The 17,750-nt window shown below is 68.2% G+C and carries 12 protein-coding genes; 3 read left to right on the forward strand and 9 right to left on the reverse strand.

Translation table 11 applies throughout. The features are described from left to right. Positions 1-158 precede the first annotated feature (158 nt). Positions 159-797 carry a helix-turn-helix domain-containing protein gene (locus LR393_RS22350; RefSeq protein WP_231486098.1) on the forward strand — a complete coding sequence of 213 codons (639 nt, stop codon included), beginning with the start codon at positions 159-161 and terminating at the stop codon, positions 795-797. Between the two features lie 200 nt (positions 798-997). Here the strand turns inward: LR393_RS22350 and LR393_RS22355 are convergent, their stop codons facing one another. Then, positions 998-2,041: a protein kinase family protein gene (locus tag LR393_RS22355; RefSeq protein ID WP_345718828.1), complete on the reverse strand. Its 1,044-nt coding sequence runs from the start codon at positions 2,039-2,041 to the stop codon at positions 998-1,000. A gap of 458 nt (positions 2,042-2,499) precedes the next feature. Here LR393_RS22355 and LR393_RS22360 point away from each other — a divergent pair, with 458 nt between their 5' ends. Continuing rightward, complete coding sequence (locus tag LR393_RS22360; RefSeq protein ID WP_231486100.1) at positions 2,500-4,593, forward strand: DUF222 domain-containing protein; 2,094 nt, start codon at positions 2,500-2,502, stop codon at positions 4,591-4,593. A 310-nt stretch (positions 4,594-4,903) separates the two neighbouring features. On the opposite strand, the gene LR393_RS22365 is transcribed toward LR393_RS22360, so the two are convergent. The 7 genes from LR393_RS22365 to LR393_RS36575 form a co-directional block, all read right to left on the reverse strand. Next, positions 4,904-8,041 carry a hypothetical protein gene (locus tag LR393_RS22365; RefSeq protein WP_231486101.1) on the reverse strand — a complete coding sequence of 1,046 codons (3,138 nt, stop codon included), beginning with the start codon at positions 8,039-8,041 and terminating at the stop codon, positions 4,904-4,906. Between the two features lie 85 nt (positions 8,042-8,126). After that, the gene (locus LR393_RS22370) at positions 8,127-8,786 is read right to left on the reverse strand and encodes a GNAT family N-acetyltransferase (protein WP_231486102.1); all 660 of its coding nucleotides are present in this window, start codon (positions 8,784-8,786) and stop codon (positions 8,127-8,129) included. Then, complete coding sequence (locus LR393_RS22375; protein ID WP_231486103.1) at positions 8,783-9,280, reverse strand: MogA/MoaB family molybdenum cofactor biosynthesis protein; 498 nt, start codon at positions 9,278-9,280, stop codon at positions 8,783-8,785. Before LR393_RS22375 ends, LR393_RS22370 begins: the two co-directional genes overlap by 4 nt. Next, the gene (gene moaC, locus LR393_RS22380; protein WP_331282971.1) at positions 9,273-9,749 is read right to left on the reverse strand and encodes a cyclic pyranopterin monophosphate synthase MoaC; all 477 of its coding nucleotides are present in this window, start codon (positions 9,747-9,749) and stop codon (positions 9,273-9,275) included. The genes LR393_RS22375 and moaC overlap by 8 nt, the downstream gene beginning before the upstream one ends. Positions 9,750-9,756: 7 nt before the next feature. Then, positions 9,757-10,977, reverse strand: coding sequence for a molybdotransferase-like divisome protein Glp (gene glp / locus LR393_RS22385; protein ID WP_269327688.1), 1,221 nt, complete (start codon positions 10,975-10,977; stop codon positions 9,757-9,759). Continuing rightward, positions 10,977-11,933, reverse strand: coding sequence for a UTP--glucose-1-phosphate uridylyltransferase GalU (galU, locus tag LR393_RS22390; RefSeq protein ID WP_231486105.1), 957 nt, complete (start codon positions 11,931-11,933; stop codon positions 10,977-10,979). The genes glp and galU overlap by 1 nt, the downstream gene beginning before the upstream one ends. A 9-nt stretch (positions 11,934-11,942) precedes the next feature. Then, a complete protein-coding gene (locus tag LR393_RS36575; RefSeq protein WP_231486106.1) occupies positions 11,943-14,078 on the reverse strand; it encodes a GGDEF domain-containing protein in 2,136 nt (711 codons plus the stop codon). 234 nt (positions 14,079-14,312) lie between these two features. Between LR393_RS36575 and LR393_RS22400 the strand changes: the two genes are divergently transcribed. Beyond that, a complete protein-coding gene (locus LR393_RS22400) occupies positions 14,313-14,963 on the forward strand; it encodes a 5-formyltetrahydrofolate cyclo-ligase (protein WP_231486107.1) in 651 nt (216 codons plus the stop codon). Here the strand turns inward: LR393_RS22400 and LR393_RS22405 are convergent. Beyond that, the gene (locus LR393_RS22405; RefSeq protein WP_231486108.1) at positions 14,944-17,724 is read right to left on the reverse strand and encodes a penicillin acylase family protein; all 2,781 of its coding nucleotides are present in this window, start codon (positions 17,722-17,724) and stop codon (positions 14,944-14,946) included. The genes LR393_RS22400 and LR393_RS22405 overlap by 20 nt on opposite strands. Positions 17,725-17,750: the final 26 nt, after the last annotated feature.

Raw genomic sequence — 17,750 nt, forward strand, 5'->3', positions numbered from 1 at the left:
ATTATTAGCGCTGAGTGACGATTTGCCTACCCAGAGCGCAAGTTGCCCGGCTGTGTCCTTGAAAAGAACATCAACGGGGACGGATGTGGCACGATCCGTGTCGTTCCAGCCACAATTTCCGGTTTCCACAACGTTGCGAGAAATGGGACGACACGAAAATGGCGGACGCGGGGGTTCCCGGAACGGTCAGGTCGGTCACGCAGGCGCGCACGGTGCCGGCCAGCAGACCGGCGGGCAGTTTCGAGGCCGAACGAACCATCCGGATGATGGGCGCACGCGTCCGGCTGCTGCGCAAGCAGCAGAACCTCACGCTGAAATCGCTCGCCGACCGCACTGGGGTCAGCGTCTCGATGCTCAGCATGGTGGAGCGTGGCCTGGCCAGCGCATCGGTGGGCACCCTGGTGTCGGTGTCGACCGCGCTGGGCGTGCACATGTCCGACCTGTTCGGCCCCGGTGACGAGGTCACCCGCTCCCCCGTCACCCGCGTCGACGAGCAGATGACGGCCACCACAGGAGCCGGCGGAGTTCACCGCATCGCCTACCGCGACCCGCGGGCCGGGGTGGAGATGACCGTGCAGCAGTACGTTCCGGGCGGCGCCAGCTCCGGGGTGCCCGAGCACTCCGACGGTCGCGAGGTCGGTGTGCTGATCTCCGGCCAGCTCACGGTCGAGCTGGACGGCGACGTGCACACCCTCAACCCCGGCGACTCGATTGCCTACCTGTCGTCCCGGCCGCACCGCATTGTCAACCGTGGCCCGGAACCGGCTCAGGCCCTTTGGGTGAGCCTGGAAGCCTGAGCCCCAGCCCACCTCCGCTCCCCGGCCCAGCTCCCGCCCCGGCCTACCTTTCACCTTTCACCTTTCACCTCTCACCTCTCACCTTTCACCTCCAGCCCAGCCCTCACCCCGGCCGACCTTTCACCCCCAGCCCAGCCCTCACCCCGACCCACCTCTCATCTCCAGCTCACCTTTCATCTCCGGCTCACTCCTCATCCGGCTCACGTCTGGTCTCCACCATCGCCCTCTTTGTCACCCGAGACGGCCCCCGCCCGCCGCAGGTACGGCGCCTGCTTGGTCTGATGTAACAGACGATGGTGAAACTCACTCAGTGCCAATGAGTCACGGGCATATAGGTCGATGCGGTCGGCCACTTCCGGCGGGACATCGTTGCGCCCTTCCCCGGCGATCCAGCGACGTAGCAACTCCGTGGGCTCATCGACTTTTGCAACCGGAAGATAGTGGTACAGCAACAGGTGGCTCATCACGTAGCGCCGGTCGTAGTCCAGATGGTTTGCCAGGAAATGCTTTTCCTGCGGTGTCAGATTGAAGTCGCGGCTCAGCGCCAGACCCAGATCGGCGAGGAAAAGGCTGCGGCCATCGGTCAGGACGTTGTGGAAATGAGCGTCGAAATGGACCATCCCGTGGGCACTCATGAAGTCCGCTGCCTCCGCCAGGCCTTGTTCCACCCAGGTCTGCGGCGCGGGATTGTGAGCCAGCCAGGTAGCGAGAGTCTGCGGCACGTATTCCATGAAGAGCACCAGGCTGTGCGTAGAGGCGGCGATGGCCTGCAACCGCCCTCTCACCGCCGCGGACCCTTCCCAGTGAGCGACGGCACCGTCGATACCACCGAACTCGGCCCCCACGTCCTGGGGAACAGAGTCCGGAAGGACGCGCCAATGGTAGAGCAGCGGAAACCCTGAGAACTGATTCGTCATAACCCACGTGGTACTGATGATGTGGGCCGCCAGCTCGCGCCAGGCACCGAAACCCGCTGACCCGATGCCGTACTGGTAGTACATCGGCAGATCGAAGAGGTTGGCAGTCGATCGAACGTTCTCGGGCAGCAGTTCCAGGTCGGTCATGGGGACCCTTTTGATGAAGACCATAGTTCCCCGAATCCGCGCCCGCCCCCATCGGCCACCGATACCCGCCCCCAGCAGGGTAGCCCCGGCCACAACCTCGCCAACCTGCCGGTCACTCAGGAGCGACAGATGAGAGGAAACGGACCGGTAGCCATTCAGGCGAGGAGTGCCTTCCATCATCAGAATCCTCCAATTCCATTTCACTAAAACATTTTACATAAAATTTTTCAAAATATTTTACTAGCAAGGACATACGGCCGAATCTCTGAGCATCTAACGCTTTGACAATGACTTCAGTGCAACCCAGATGCCAGCGGGACATCGCGTAGCCCTGGCCTCACCCCACCGTCCCGCCACCGCCGAGCGAGCGAGCGGTCAGCATCCGATCAAGCCAGTCACCTCAGCAGAGCATCCCGCCTCGTTCGCAAGTATGTTCGAATCCGTCCCGGCTACTACAGCACTCTTGCCTCAGCTTCGCAAGCTCGAAAACTCTTGCAAAATGACTCTTTCCAATTCACCCGAGCCACCTCTCATCCCAGAAATCCTCACGCGTCACTCCCGGTTTGAGCGGTCTTGCCTACGCAAAAATGACGTAGGCTGTGGACACCTGTTCGAACCAGGAGTGCGGGGGCGCGGTCATGGGAGAAGCTCTGCTGTCGGCGTGGCCGGAGGTCGATCTCCGGTCCCTGTCCGCCCTCGAACTGCATCAGGCCATCAAAAGCTCTTCCTGGTCAACGGGTTCGGAGAGCGTCTGCCTGGGATCCGTCGCAGCGTCCGAGCGGATCAAACGGAACCTCGACGCAACCCAGGCCGAATGCCTCCACCGGGCGGTCATTCTCGCGGCGCGGAGCACCCCGTCGAACACCTCCTACGACGCGCTCGACGGCATCGAGCTGGTCGGCAGTGAGATCGCCCTGAACCTCGGCCTGAGCAACCGCGACGCCATGGAACGAGTCGGGGACTCCATCGAGATCTGCGAAGACCTGCCACTGATCCTGGCCCTGGTCCGCGAAGGCAACCTGGACTGGCGGGCCGCGGTCTCGGTCAACACCCAGATGCGCATCGCCCTGCAACCCGGCACCCCCGCCTGGAACGCCGTCCAAAAAGCCCTGGCCGCCCGTCTGGCCGGCAAGAACCAACGCCAGGCACGAGACATCGCCCAGCAGGAGATCCAGAAGGTCGACCCCGAAGCCGCCCGCAAGCGTCGTGAAGCGCGCATGAAAGAACGCTGCGTCTACGCCAGCCCGCTACCCGACGGCATGGGCCAACTCCAAGCCACCCTCTCAGCCGAGCACGTCATGCTCATCCACTCCGTCCTGGACGCCCTGGCCGACGCCTGCCGCAACTACTCACGCCGCGCCGGAACCCCCGACCCCCGCACCCACCAAGAGCGCCGAGCCGACGCACTCATAGCCATCTTCCATGCCATCCACCACAACCACCCCCTGCCCTTCATCCCCCTACCACCCGACCCCACCGACACCTTCAGCACTTTCAGTGGTCGCGTCGTGCCACACGACCACCCCGACGCCCCGATCCCCTCCAAGCAAGCGACCCCTTCCGGACATGGAGCTCCCTCCGGGAATGCAACGGGATCGGGAACGCAGGCTTCTCCTACCAACCGGACTTTTTCTGGAGCACCGAATTCGTCCGGTGAAGCAAACCCGTCCAACGGATCCGCGAGGGCAGGCGCACCGAGCAGCTCTGGCCGAGCACACTCTTCAGGCCCCACGAGCAGGCCAGACGCCACCAATAGGTCGGGCGCCACCAGTACGTCAGGCTCCACTCATGAGCAAGACGCCCAGGACCGGTCAGGTAGAGCGAACTTGTCTGACAATCGGAGCCTCTCGGACGCAACCAGTGCGGCCAATCACCCGCACTCATCCAATGATCGGGAACCTTCGGATGCTCAGGCCATGTCCGATGCCCCGATTCCTCCTCACGCCTCGACCTCATCGGTTCCGCCTACCGTGTCCGACGGGGCGAATCCCTCCGATGTCTCGCAATCGTCCGACCCTGCCACGACGGACAACCTGGCCGTTATCGGTTGGTGGCTGCCGCCATCGCTGCCCAGCCAGCAGGGCCGCAAGCCCCACCTCGTCGTCACCGTCAGCGCCGACACCCTGCGAGGAGCCAACGATCTGCCCGGCGAGCTCAAGCGTTTCGGTGCTATTTCCGCCGACCTCGCCCGGGAGATCGCCCGTCAAGCCGGCCAGGTCACCGTCATCCCGGTCAACGGGACTCTCGGTCAGCACGCTCACGGACCGGGCGATCAAGCCCACTGCACCGAGACCTCACCTCGCTACAAACCACGTCAGACGGTCATCGACAAAGTCCTGGGACGCTTCCAGCAATGCGTCCACCCCGGCTGTGGCCGCGACGCCGCACAATGCGACGTCGACCATGCCACTCCCTTCGCCCAGGGCGGAAAGTCTTGCCCCTGCAACCTTGTTCCGCTGTGCCGCTTCCATCATCGCCTCAAGACACACGCCGCCTGGACCTTGCGTCTGACCCGCCCCGACGAGCCGTACCCAGAAGGAACCATCGAATGGCGTAGTCGCCTGGGTCAGCAACACATCGAGATTCCCGAACCGCTACCTGGCGAACCCGACCGCGCCACCCGGGACCGCCTTCGTCAGGAGGATTGGGAGATGGAACTGATGCGCGTCGATCCCCGCGTTCGTCCTGCATCCGAAGTCCAGGAAAAAGACCCGGGCGAGCCGCCCTTCTGAGCAGCATCACCGCATCTACAGCCGCACAAAGCAGTCATCGTGCGAACCAGTCATCCTGCGAACCGGAACCCGGAGATAGTTATGCCTATGAAAGTCATTGCTGCCAAGGCGTCCTCGACGTCCGAGCCGACCCTCACGAAGAATTCATGAGAGCGCTGATCCGGTCAGGGCTGTTATTCATCGGCCTGTCGATCCACCGCCGGGTGTGCTTGCTCAGTGCGCTTTCCTGGCCGGACCCAGAACGGCCACCGCGATGGGGCAGCCTCCGCGACTCGATCCGTTACGGCGCCCGGCGCCCCATTGCAGGGAACTACTCGTTGACCGCGCGAGGACGTTCCGGGTTTTCGTCGAGCTTGAGGATGCGCTCGATGTCGGCTGCCCGTCGCGGCATAGTGCTGCGCGACTGGTCGGAGGCGGCCGGTGTCTGCGGCTTCTCCACCGGCTCTTCCAGGGGCGGAGGTGGCCTACGGTGCACCGCGGGCTTGAGCTGGTAGGTGGGCTTCGGTACTGGTACCGGGTCCCAGGTGTCGCCGGTGACCGCGGCGTTGCGACGGGCCACCCGCTCAGGCACCGGCTTGGTGGCCTCTGCCTCAGCCTCCGCCCGGGCGCGCAGTCGGGCCGCGGTCTGGCGGCGGCGCTCTGCGTGCTCGCGGGCCATCTCGGCGGCGTACAGGTGCGCGGCGAGCATGGTGAGCGTCTCCCGGCTACGCACGGCGGCCGTACGCGAAGCGACACCGTTGGCCGCCAGCAGGAGAGTCACAGCGATCGGAACGAAGAGGGGCACCGGTCCCACCAAGGCGAAGACCCAGGCTCCCATTGTCGAGACCAGAAGCACCGTCATGCTGCGCGCCCGACGTCTTGCCGCGACCCTGGCGCTCAGCCGTGCCGCGTCAAGATCGGTGGTGGTGAGCGTGGACTCGGGATCCGTTGCTTCGTCATCCGACCCACGCTGTTCCAGATGCTGGTCCAGGTCGGCCCGCTCGAGATTGGCCCGTCTCAGCAGGGCTTGGTCGAGGTCGGCCTGGCTGTAGGCCGCGGCGGTCCGGCCCGGCTGACTCGCCTGGTCCGAACTACCGGCCTGCTCAGAACTGCCCGGCTGACGTGAGTCACCTACCGGGCCCGTATCTCTGGCCTGACCCGAACCCTGTACCGGCCCCGGGCTGCCTGCCTGGCCCGAACCACTTCCCTGGCCCGAACCACTTGCCAGGCCCGAACCACTTGCCAGGCCTGAACCACGTCCCTGAGCCGAACCACTTCCCTGAACCGACTCCTTTACCTGGCCAGAACCGTCTACTTGACCCGAGCTGTTTCCCTCGCCCGAGCGCCTTGCCTGGGCTGAACCGCTTGCCCGGTCTGAAGTGTCTGCCTGGCTGGAGCTGTCCACCGGGCCGGAGCGACGGGTCTGCGCTGGGGCACCCGCCGGGCGGGTTCGGCCGGAACTGCCTGGTTCGCTGGAGGTACCTGTCCCGTTGGAACCGCCCGTCCCACCAGAACTGTTTTTCGGGGTCGCGGCGGCGACCTGGCCGATATCAGCTGCCTGGTCGAAGACCTGATCAGAGCGGCCGGGCCGCCTTGACGTGCTGGCCGGTCCCGAAGCACCGGCCTGTCGCGAAGAGCCGGTCTGGCCAGAAGGGCTGGTCTGGCTCGAAGCGCTGGTCTGGCTCGAAGCGCTGGTCTGGCTCGAAGCGCTGGATCGGCCTGAGTGCCGGGCCTGACCACCCTGACCCAAGCGGTTTCGGGACGACTGCTGGTCGGACCCGGGACGGCCCAGCAGTTCCTGGAACGACACCTGCGCCACTTCGGCGCTCTCCGAGATCGGCGCCGAGATGGTGACCGGAACCATGACGGACGCCGCCGGGGGCTCGACCACCCAGGCGGGTTCGTCGTCCACGTCGCTCGGGTCGATCGCCGGCATCTCGGCCCGGGGAGCTACGTTCCGGGAGGTGTAGCTGGGCTGCGCGGTGGGAGCGGCCTGGTCGTAGGGCTCACGATCCGACTGAGCCCCGGACGGGTTGTAGGTCTCGGTGTAGGTCCCGGTCTCGGTGTAGGTCCCGGTCTCGGTGTAGGCCCTGGTTTCAGGTAGGGAAGGAGTTACGGGCGCGATCTCTTGCTGCGCGTGTGCCTGCCGTGGTTGAGCAGGTTCCGGGGGCGCTTGCACCGTGGGCGGCAGTTGGACCTGGGGAACCAGAGGTGTACCGAGAGACGCCGCTCGATCCTGCGGCGCCGGCGGGTAGCTGTCCTCGCTGGTTCGGTCCGGCGCCGCCGTTGTCGTCGCCAGCGGGTTGTCCTGCTGGCGGTTCTCCGCGCTCTGTCGGTTCTCTTCGCCTGGGCGGTTCTCTGTGCTGGGTCGGCTGTCTGTGCCGGGCCGGTTCTCTGCGCCGGGTCGGCTGTCTGCGCCGGGCCGGTTCTCTGCGCCGGGCCGGTTCTCTGCGCCGGGCCGGTTCTCTGCGCTCGATCGGCTTTCTCCGAACGACGGCAGGGCGCGGGGGTCCAGGCCGAACCCGGCCAGTAGTCCGGCCTCGAGTTCCGCCATCTCTTCGTCGGACGCCTTGGACGGTGCGGCCGCCGTACCGCCGAGCGTCTCAGGCGCTGTCCCGGCCTTGGACACCACCCCAGCTTCGGGATTCGCCTCGACCCTGGCGCTCACAGCCCTGACGCTTACAGCCTCGGCACCCTTGACCTCGGCACCCTGGGCCGAAGTGGTGCCCGCTGCCGCCTGATCGGCCTTGACCTTCCGATCAGCTTCCCCGGCCTGCTCAGCTTCCCCAGCCTGCTCGGGTCTGCCGGTCCAGGGAGCTGCCGTGGTCTTCGGCGTGTTACCAACCAGGTCCGACCAGCCCTGCGCCTCGGGTTCCCTAGTTGCGGAAGCCTTGGAAGGAGCAGCCAGCCCGAAACCGGCGAGCAGCCCCGCCCCCAGCTCGTCCATGTCACCGCCGGCCTCATCCACCGGCACCGGTACTCCGGCTCCAGAAACCTTGCCCCCCGAAACCTTGCCCCCAGAAGCCTTCCCCTCCGAAGCCTCGTCGCTCCTCACCCCGCCCACCGAAGCGGGAGCTGAGGCGTCCTTGGACTGGGGCTGGTGCGCGTCCTCAAGCTGGGAGGCCGAACCCCCGAGCCGCTGCGAACCGGTCAGCGTCTCACCCGGCTGGGCACTCTGCGGCAGGTTCATGGACGACCCGGTCAGCCGCTCGGAGAGCATTTTGTCGGCGGGGATGTAGAGCAGTTCGCCGTCGGTGTCGACGATCACCCGCGGGGACGTCAGCAGCGGATCGCCGGAACGGCCGGAGCCTCCGGAACGCTCACGACGCTTCAGCACGCGCAGACCGCTGGAGAACCGATCGTGACCGCGCGATTGTGACAGTTCGTCACGGCGCCTCACCCAGTGCGGCACCAGATAGGCAGCCCACACCAGCACGATGGCAAGGAGAATGAGGCTGCTGGGCTGCACGCCAAAACGCTACGATGCCCCGCCCAAATGATCACGTAATGCCTGCGGTGTGTCGGCTGCGTTCAGGCAATCCTAAGCATTTACCTTACGTCTGTTCAGACCACCGAGTGTGTTGCTCGTGCTCTCGGGCCGCGAACACCCGTTGTGACCGGCGCCAGCGGGTGAGCATGCCGCCGGGTACGTCGTCCGCGGTGACGGCGAAGGTTGCGTGGTCACGCCAGGCTCCGTCGATGTGCAGATAGCGGCGGCGGATGCCCTCGGACCGGAAACCGAGCTTCTCCACCACCCTCAGGCTGGCGGCGTTCTCCGGACGGATATTCACCTCGAGCCGGTGCATGCCCAGACCGAAGATGCAGTGGTCGACCATCATCGCGACGGCGGTAGGAGTGATGCCCTGACCTGCGACGGAACGGTCGACCCAGTAGCCGATCTGCCCCGAGCGCAACGAGCCCCAGACGATCCCGCTGACGCTGACCTGACCGACGAGCCGGTCGTGCAGCTGCACGGCGAGCGGGATCATCCGCCCGGCGCGGGCCTCGCGGTCGAAGCTGCGCACCATGGCCCCGAAGGTCAGAGGACGCCCGGCACCTTCCGGATGGGTGGCTTCCCAGGGCGCGAGCCACTCGGCGTTCGCGGAGCGCACGGCGTTCCAGGACTTCGCATCGCGCCGCCGCAGGGGCCTCAACGTGATCAGGCCGTCGGACAGCTCGATCGGCCAGCCCAGACCGGCCCCGATCTCGGTCATCGGTGATCGCCGCCATGGATCTGCTCGACTGCGTGCACGAGCACCCCGTCGAGCACCGCCATGCCGTCGCGGCAGCCGCCCTTCGAACCGGGCAGGTTGACGATGAGCGTGCGGGACGCGATCCCGGCCAGCCCCCGGGACAGGAGAGCAGTGGGCACCCCCTTACTCACCCCGAAGCCCCGGATCGCCTCGGCCAGACCAGGAACCTCAAGATCCAGCAGAGGACGCGTCTGCTCGGGAGTGCGGTCGGTGGGCGAGAGTCCGGTGCCACCGGTGGTGAGCACCACGTCGTAGCCGTCGCTCACGGCCTTCTGCAGAGCTTCGCCGACGGGGTCGCCGTCGGGCACCACAACCGGCCCGTCCACCGAGAAGCCCAGGTCACGCAGGCCCTCGGCGAGCACGGGACCGCCTGTGTCCTCGTAGACCCCGGCTGCCGCACGGTTGGAAGCGGTGACGACGAGGGCGCGACGGGGCGCGCTGGGTACCTCAGTCACGTCGCCAGTCACCGGAACGTCCACCGCTCTTGGCCACCACCCGGACACGGCCGATCTCGGCCAGCCGGTCTACCGCTTTAATCATATCGATCAGCGCCAGACCGGCCACCGCGACGCAGGTCAGGGCCTCCATCTCGATTCCCGTGCGATCAGCGGTGCGGACGGTCGCGGTGATCTCCACCCCGTGGTCCTGCACGTCGAGGTCGACCTTCACCCCGTGCACCGCGATCGGGTGCGCCAGCGGGATCAGGTCGGGCGTGCGCTTGGCCGCCTGGATTCCCGCGATCCGCGCCACGGCGAGGGCGTCACCCTTGGGCACACCCTCACCGCGCAGCAGATCGATCACGGTGGACGAGCAGAGCACGACCCCCTGGGCCGTGGCCTCGCGAGCGGTGATCTCCTTCGCGGAGACATCGACCATGCGAGCTGCCCCGGCCTCGTCCACGTGGGTCAGGTGTTGCGCGTTCACCGGCACATCATGAGCCAGATTCCAGCACGATGTACGGCAGTTCGTCACCCTCGCTCACCTGGGTGACGTCTTCCGGCACGATGACCAGGCAGTTCGCCCCGGCCAGGTCGGCCACCAGGTGAGATCCCTGCCCTCCGACCGGCCTCACGGTGGGCCCGGCGGCCGTGACCGTGAGCAGACAGCGCGCGAACTGACGGCGGGCCGCCGGGGATCGCCAGCCCTCCACCACGGTCGCGGTCGGCGTACTCCGGTCGAGGTCGGGCCGGCCCGCCAGACGACGCAGGGCGGGCGCGACGAACACCTCGAACGACAGCAGGGCGCTGACGGGGTTGCCGGGCAGGGTGAACAGCGGGGTGCTGCGGGGCCCGATCGTGCCGAAGCCCTGCGGTTTGCCCGGCTGCATCGCGACCTGCACGAACTCCATCGTGCCGAGCTCACGCAGCACGGCCTTCACGGTGTCGTAGGCCCCGGCACTGACACCGCCGGTGGTGATCAGCAGATCGGCCTCCGCGGCGGCCGCCTCGAGCATCGACCCGACCGCCTCCGGGGTGTCGGGCATGATGCCACCGTGCCGCGCGACGGCTCCGGCAGCCTGCGCCGCGGCGAGCAGACCGTAACCGTTGGAGTCGTGGATCTGGCCGGGCTGCAACGGCTTTCCGGGCGGTACGAGCTCACTGCCGGAGGGCAGCACGACCACGCGCGGACGCGGGTGCACGGTGAGACGGTCGATACCGACCGAGGCGGCGAGCGTGACGTGGCGGGCCGTCAGCCAGGTGCCCGCGGTGAGCACCGTCTCGCCCTCACGAACGTCTTCGCCGGAACGGCGGATGTTCCTGCCCGGCGGGACCGGACGATCGATCCGGACCTGACGCACCCCACCGTCGGTCCACTCGACCTGCACCACCGAGTCGGCCCCGGCCGGCACCGGGGCGCCGGTCATGATCCGCAGCGTGGTGCCGGGCTCCAGCTCGAGCGCGTCGCCGCGCCCGGCCGGGATGTCGCCCAGCACCGGCAGATTCACCGGACTGCCCGCGGTGGCCGAGGCGACCTCGGCCGCGCGCACGGCGTAGCCGTCCATCGAGGAGTTGTCGAAGCGCGGCATGTCGATGCCGGAGACGATGTCCTGGGCGAGCACGCACCCGGCCGCCTCCGACAGCAAAACCTCCACTGCCGGAAGCGGACCCAGGTTTTTCAGGCAGAGCTTGAGATGCTCGTCGACGGAGCGCATCACTCAGCCGGCAGGCCGGCCACGAACTCCCGCAGGAAGGCTCGCAGCTCGGGACCCAGGTCGTCACGCTCACTGGCGAGCCGCACGACGGCCTTGAGGTAGTCGAGCCGGTCGCCGGTGTCGTAGCGGCGGCCCTTGAAGACGACACCGTAGACGCCGCCACCCTCGGTCGCCGGGTCGGCGGCCAGGGTCTGTAGGGCGTCGGTGAGCTGAATCTCGTTGCCCCGGCCCGGCTTGGTGTCTTTCAGCACCTCGAAGACCCGCGGGTGCAGCACGTACCGGCCGATCACCGCGAGGTTGCTCGGGGCGTCTTTCGGGTCGGGCTTCTCGACCATGCCGGTCACGCGCAGCACGTCGTCGACGCCCGTGGCCTCCACCGCGGCGCAGCCGTACAGGTGCACCTGCGTCGGGTCGACCTCCATCAGGGCCACGACACTGGCCCGGGTCTGGCGCTGGACGCCGATCATCCGGGTCAGCAGCTCGTCGCGCTCGTCGATCAGGTCGTCGCCGAGCAGCACGGCGAACGGGTCGTCGTCACCGACGTGGTGGGCGGCGCAGAGCACGGCGTGGCCGAGGCCGCGCGGGTCGCCCTGGCGGGTGTAGTGGATGTCGGCCAGGTCGGCCGACTCCCGCACCTGCTCCAGGCGGTCCTTGTCGCCCTTGGCCTCGAGGGCGGCCTCGAGCTCCCAGGCGCGGTCGAAGTGATCCTCCAGCGAGCGCTTGCCCCGCCCGGTGATCATCAGGATGTCGCCCAGCCCGGCCCGCACGGCCTCCTCGACGACGTACTGGATGGCCGGCCGGTCGACGACCGGCAGCATCTCCTTCGGCGTCGCCTTGGTGGCGGGCAGGAAGCGGGTGCCGAGCCCCGCAGCGGGGATCACGGCCTTGACCACGGCAGGGCCGGGGTTACCGTCACCCAGGGGCGCGAGGTCGGCGGGGATGGTCGGTTCCGTCATGGTCAAAACCTACCCAGAGACAGGCAGGATCGGCGCGTTGTGACTCGGCTCGGCGACTCTCCAACGGTTACGACCGTCACGTTTAGCCGCATACAGAGCGGAATCGGCCGCCTGCAGCACGTCATCTGCCGTTCGGCCGTCACGCGGGTATGCTGCCACGCCGATCGACACGGTGACCTGCTGCCGGATGTCCGCATCCTCGAAAGGCCTTGACCGGGCTGCCTGGAGGACGCGTTCGGCGACGCGACAGCCGCCGTCGGCGTCGGTGTCGCGCAGGAGGACGACGAACTCCTCTCCCCCGTAGCGCGCCACGGTGTCCGCCTCCCGCACACAGGCCAGGAGGCGGGCGGCGAAATCGTGCAGCACAATGTCACCGAAGCCGTGACCCCAGGTGTCGTTGACCATCTTGAAGTGGTCGATGTCGAGCATGAGCACAGTCAGTACGCCGTTGCCGCGCCCGGCGGCGGCGATCTCTCGCGAGAGGGAACTGACGAGCTGCGCGCGGTTGCCCAGACCGGTCAGCGGGTCGGTCATCGAGAGTCGCCGAACCTCCAGGTAGCGGCGGACATTCGTGATCGCGGCACCGGCTTGGCCGGCCAGTGCGCGCAGTCGGGTGAGGTGCAGCGCGTCGAACGGCCGGGCCCCTTCACCACGGGCCACGGCCAGCACTCCGATGAGCCGACGGCGGGCCGGGCCACGTTCGGCCGGGCTCTCCACGGGCAGGGCGTCGACCCCGATGCCGATGGCCGCCACCGGGCCCGCGCCGGGCACGTCGACCAGCTGGGGCTCACTGAAAACCTGTTGGTTCTGTGAGTTCTCGATGAGTTCGGCGAAATGCTGCTCAGCAAAGGCTGGTAAGACCGCCCGGGCCTGGTCACCCTCCGGATCGGGACGGCCGGTCTCGGAGCGCACGCTGAGCCGTTCTCCGAGAGGCCGGGCGCCGCGCGCGTCACCGGCCCGTTCGGCCGACCGCCGGTCGGCGGGGCCCTGGCTGCGGGATCCGGGTACGGATCCAGGTACGGACGAAGTGAGCGAGTTGGTCTCGCTGGGCTCTCCCGACTCGTCGGTCGCCAGGATGATCACGGCGGATGCCGCTCCGGTGCCGGACAGCGCGGTGCCCGCGATGGTGGCCAGCAGCTCGTTCAGGTCGTGGGTGTGGGCCAGCGCCTCGCCGAAGCGGTCGAGGCTGTCGGCCAGCGCCATCCGCCCGGCTTGCACCTCGTCGCCGACCGCGGCGATCTCGTCGGTGACCGGGCGGGTCAGGCGCACGATCACGATCCAGAGCGGGGCCAGGGCGAGAAGGGCCAGCGCGAGCAGCGACCAGCCGAGCAGGCGCAGGCCCCCGCCCCCGATCTCCCGGGTCGCCAGCACCCGGTAGGGCAGGCCGGGACCGGTGTCGGTGAGCCGGAAGCCGAGTCCGCCCCGGGTGCCCCCGGCCGCGCCGGTCGAGGGCAGGTTGCGCAGCAGCCGGGTCAGGGTGGCCCGGGCCCGGGCGTCGCCACTGGAGGCCAGCACCACGGTCTGGCCCCGTGCGGGCAGGACGCTGAGCTGGCCCGAGGTGCCCAGCCGGGCCCCCAGGGCACCGAGCGAGGCCCGGTCGAGGGGGAGCCACATCACCACGGTGGCCACGTCGATCTTGGTGGTACTCCCGGCCGGGATGATCTGCACCGGCGAGACCTCGGCGAGCCCGGCGGCGTCACCGGTGGATCCGGCCCGGCCGGCCCAGCACGAGGGTCCCGCGGTGCCGGACTGGACCCCGATGTTGACCACGGTCGCGCGCGCCTGGGCCGGGCCCGCTCCGGCCAGCAGCTGGGCCCGGTCGTCGTAGACCGCCACGGCGCTGCCGGGGCGGCGGGCGGCGGCCCGGTCGGCGAAGGTCTGGGCCGCCTCGGTCGTGACCGCACCTTCGCCATCACCCGAGTCGAGGGCCTCGGCGTTGCGGGTGGCGAACGCGGCGACCTCGCCGGCGGCGACCCGGGCACTGGCCCGCACCGCCTCGCAGCTGCCACTGAGCGCCACCGCGGCGGCATCGGCGTCACGGGCCGCGGCACCGACCGCGGACGACCGGGCCTGGGCGGGAGCGATCAGGCCGAGCAGCACCACGCCGGTGACCAGGGGCACGACGGTCACCACGGCGAGCACCACGGCAAGATGAGAACGCAGCCTGGCCAGCGCCTCACGGCCTGGCCGAACCGGAAGGGCCGGCCCGGTCATCGCTGGATCACCGTGATCATCTGTCCCATCGGAGAAGTCCCAGTGCTACTAGTGCGCTGTTACCAATGCGCTTTCTGGTTTCGCTGATACTGCTGGTGCAAGGTGGGGCTCATCGGACGGCTGACGACAACCGCCCGTAAACAGGTACACACCGAGAGTAGCGTCATGACGGACAGGTCTGAATCACCGGATGCCGGGAGTCCGGCCGACGTGGTCGCCGCCAAGAAGGCCTTGCGCCGTACCGTGCGCCGGAGCCGGGCGGAGCGGGACGAGGAGCTCAAACACCGGGATGCCGCCGATCTCTCGACGCGCGTGCTGGCGCTGGAGGCCGTGCGCAGGGCGTCGTGCGTGGCGGTCTACGCGTCGCTGCCGGACGAGCCGGGCACCGCGGATCTGCGCCGGGCGCTGCAGCAGCAGGGCATCAGGGTGTTGCTGCCGGTGGTGGTGGAGCCGACGAGCTCACCGGTGCTCGACTGGGGACTGGACACCGGGCACCTGGAGGACAACAACGTCCTCAATCTGTGGCAGCCCAGTGGGGAACGGCTGGGACCGGACGCGATCGCGCAGGCCGACGTTCTTCTGATCCCGGCCCTGGCTGTCGACACCAACGGTGCGCGGATGGGGCAGGGACGTGGGTACTACGACGCGACGCTGGCGCGCCTGTCGTCACTGAGGCCGGACGCGCTCGTCATCGCCCTCGTGCACGATGACGAACTGCTCGACGCCGCCACCACGCCGGTGCCGCGCGAACCGCACGACCGGCCGGTGGACGGCGTCGTCACTCCCCGACGGAGTCTCAGCTTCCCTCGGGCTTGAAGGTCTGCTCCTCGTCCTTGGCCGCCTTCACCGCGTCCGCGGTGAACGGCCAGGCGAAGTCCTCGCCCTTCAGCCAGGCGGAGACCTGGTCGTCGTAGTGCTTGTCCCAGGGGTGCCCGGAGACGCCGGTCTGGTTCACCCAGCGGCTGTTGTCCAGGTTGGACAGGTCGACGATCATCCGCATCGACGGCGCGGCGGTCACCGAGAAGTCGCCCGAGGCGTCCCACGAGAACGCGTTGACGATGGACGAGCCGCCCGGCGCCTCGTACGGGCCCTTGTTGAACAGCTTGCTGACCAGGTCGGGAACGTCGTCGCCACCCAGCGGCGTCTGCTCCAGGGTGACGCGGTGCAGCTTGCCCCAGCGCCACTTCGACGGGTCCTTGCCCAGACGCTGCGTCAGCTCCAGGCGGGCCGAGGTCATCGCCCGGCGCAGCACCTCGTCGCGGGTCTCGACCACGTCGTCGGTGCGGCCGTCGTCCCACCACTCGTCGCGCGGCTGCTTCATCAGTTCCCGGACCACCTCGAACCAGCGGTCGCCGCCGTCCGGTTTGAAGCCCTCGGGCAGCTCGTCGGAGAACGTCAGGTCGAGCAGCTTGGCCCAGACGGTGTTGAAGTACGCCGCGGCCGCCGAGTCGGTCGGCTGGGTGAAGTCCCAGTCCTTCAGCAGGTCCACGGCGGACTGGGTGAAGTCGTCGGTCTTCTGCTCCAGCAGCATCGGCACGAGCATCTCGGCGATCGGGTTGTACGTGTCGTTCTGGATCTCACGCATGTCGTCGACCGTGATCGGGTGCTCGGCGTGGGCCTTGTCGAGCAGGTCCTTGATCCGCTCGGAGCGGTAGCCGTAGTCCCAGTCACTGGTGATCTGCGCGGTGCCGTCCGGGCCGGTGACCGCCTGGTTCGCGGCGATGATGTAGCCGCTCTGCGGGTTCTCGACCCAGGGCAGGTCGCGCTTCTTGACGTAACCGGTCCAGTCGTAGCGCGAGTCCCAGCCGATCTGGGGCCAGGTGCCGTCGGCCGGCACCTTCTGGTTCTGCGTGTCACCCGTACCCCGCACCGGGATGCGGCCCGGCGCCTGGTAGCCGATGTTGCCGTCGACGTCCGCGTAGATCACGTTCTGCGCGGGGGCGTCGAGCTTCGTCACGGCCCGGCGGAACGAGGGGAAGTCCTCGGCCACGTCGAGTTCGAGGATCGCGTCCATGGCCGTGCCCGGGGTCAGCGCGGACCAGTTCAGCGCCACCCCGTAGCTGGTGCTGCGCAAGACTTTCTCGCCCGGCACCGGGGAGGTCTTCCCCGCCTCGGCGACGTCGGAGAGCACGTCGGAGACCAGTGGGCCGTGCTTGGTGGAGCGCACCTTGATCGTCACCGGGTCGCCCCCGGCCACCTTGATCGTCTCGTCCCGGGTGGTCAGCTGCAGGGTCTTGCCGTCCTGCTGGTACGTGTCGCCGGTGACCTTCTCCAGGAAGAAGTCGGTGACGTCGGGCGCCAGGTTGGTGAGACCCCAGCTGATGCGCGCGTTGTGGCCGATCACCACACCCGGCAGGCCCGCGAACGAGTAGCCGGAGACGTCGAACGGGCAGTCCGCCGACACCGTGTTGCAGTGCAGGCCGACCTGGCTCCAGACACCCGGCATCGAGACGCCCAGGTGCGGGTCGTTGGCCAGCAGCGGCAGGCCGGTCTCGGTCAGGTCGCCCGCGACCACCCAGGAGTTCGAGCCGTTGCCCTCGCTGCTGCTGCCGACCACGTCGGGCAGGGACTGGAGGGCCTTGTTCGCGGAGGTGAGCGCGTCCTGCGCGGCCTGGCTGGAGTAGACGTCGGCGACGTTCTCCGCGGTCGTGGAGGTCTTGGTGGTCTGAGTGGTCTTGGTGGCGGTCGGGACCAGGGAGGCCGACGCGTCCTCGGTGCTGGTGCTGTCGCTGGTGTTCGCGTCGGTGCCGGTGCCGGTCTTCGCGTCGCCCTCGGTCCCGCCGTCGGCCTTGCTGCCGCCCGCGTTGCCGTTGTTGCCGCCCGCGTTGCCCTTGGTGCCCGAGCCGGTCTGGTTACCCGCCGCGGCCTGGCCGTCGATGATCGTGGCGTGCTCGTCGTACGGGTACTCGGGGAACAGCTGGGCGATGCGATCGGCGTTGCGGACCACGTTGATCGCGCTGGCCCGGTTGAGTTCCTCGTCGTAGTTGCTGCGCAGGTCCCAGGCCATCGCCTTGAGCCAGGCCAGCGAGTCGACCGGGGTCCAGGGTTCGATGTCCCCGAGCTTGTTCTTGCGCTCCAGCACCGAGTAGCTCACCGACAGCTCGGACTTCGACCGGCCCTTGATGTAGGTGTTGACGCCGGCCGCGTAGGCCTCGAGGTAACTGCGCGTGGACTCACTGGCCTGCTCGTACTCCTTGGTGGCGACCTCGCGCCAGCCGAGGGTGCGCACCAGCTTGTCGGCGGTCAGGGCGTCGTCGTTCGAGCCCACCAGCTCGCTGAGGCGGCCGGCGGTGACGTGACGGCGCACATCCATCTCGAAGAAGCGGTCCTGCGCGTTGACATAGCCCTGGACACGGAACAGGTCGGTGGCGTTGTCGGCGTAGATCTGCGGAACGCCCCGGTCATCGCGGATCACACTGGCCGGGCCGGCGAGGCCGGCCATCGAGACCTCCCCGCCACGGTCGGGCAGCGGCCGGCGGATGATGGTGACGGCCAGCGCGACGACGACAACGACAGCGATCACGGCAACGACAGCGGCCCCGATGGCCGATACACGGAGGGCACGGCGACGGGTCACGGCAGGAACAATAGCCACTGTCCCGG

The sequence above is a fragment of the Kineosporia mesophila genome, assembly GCF_021129235.1.
GTDB classification, from domain to species: domain Bacteria; phylum Actinomycetota; class Actinomycetes; order Actinomycetales; family Kineosporiaceae; genus Kineosporia; species Kineosporia mesophila.

Excerpts from the sequence above, each read along its gene's own strand:
- LR393_RS22355 (WP_345718828.1), bottom strand. The coding sequence starts at position 2,041 with ATGATGGAAGGCACTCCTCGCCTGAATGGCTACCGGTCCGTTTCCTCT.
- glp (WP_269327688.1), bottom strand. The coding sequence starts at position 10,977 with ATGCGCTCCGTCGACGAGCATCTCAAGCTCTGCCTGAAAAACCTGGGT.
- LR393_RS22350 (WP_231486098.1), top strand. The coding sequence starts at position 159 with ATGGCGGACGCGGGGGTTCCCGGAACGGTCAGGTCGGTCACGCAGGCG.
- LR393_RS22370 (WP_231486102.1), bottom strand. The coding sequence starts at position 8,786 with ATGACCGAGATCGGGGCCGGTCTGGGCTGGCCGATCGAGCTGTCCGAC.
- LR393_RS22400 (WP_231486107.1), top strand. The coding sequence starts at position 14,313 with ATGACGGACAGGTCTGAATCACCGGATGCCGGGAGTCCGGCCGACGTG.
- galU (WP_231486105.1), bottom strand. The coding sequence starts at position 11,933 with ATGACGGAACCGACCATCCCCGCCGACCTCGCGCCCCTGGGTGACGGT.
- LR393_RS22360 (WP_231486100.1), top strand. The coding sequence starts at position 2,500 with ATGGGAGAAGCTCTGCTGTCGGCGTGGCCGGAGGTCGATCTCCGGTCC.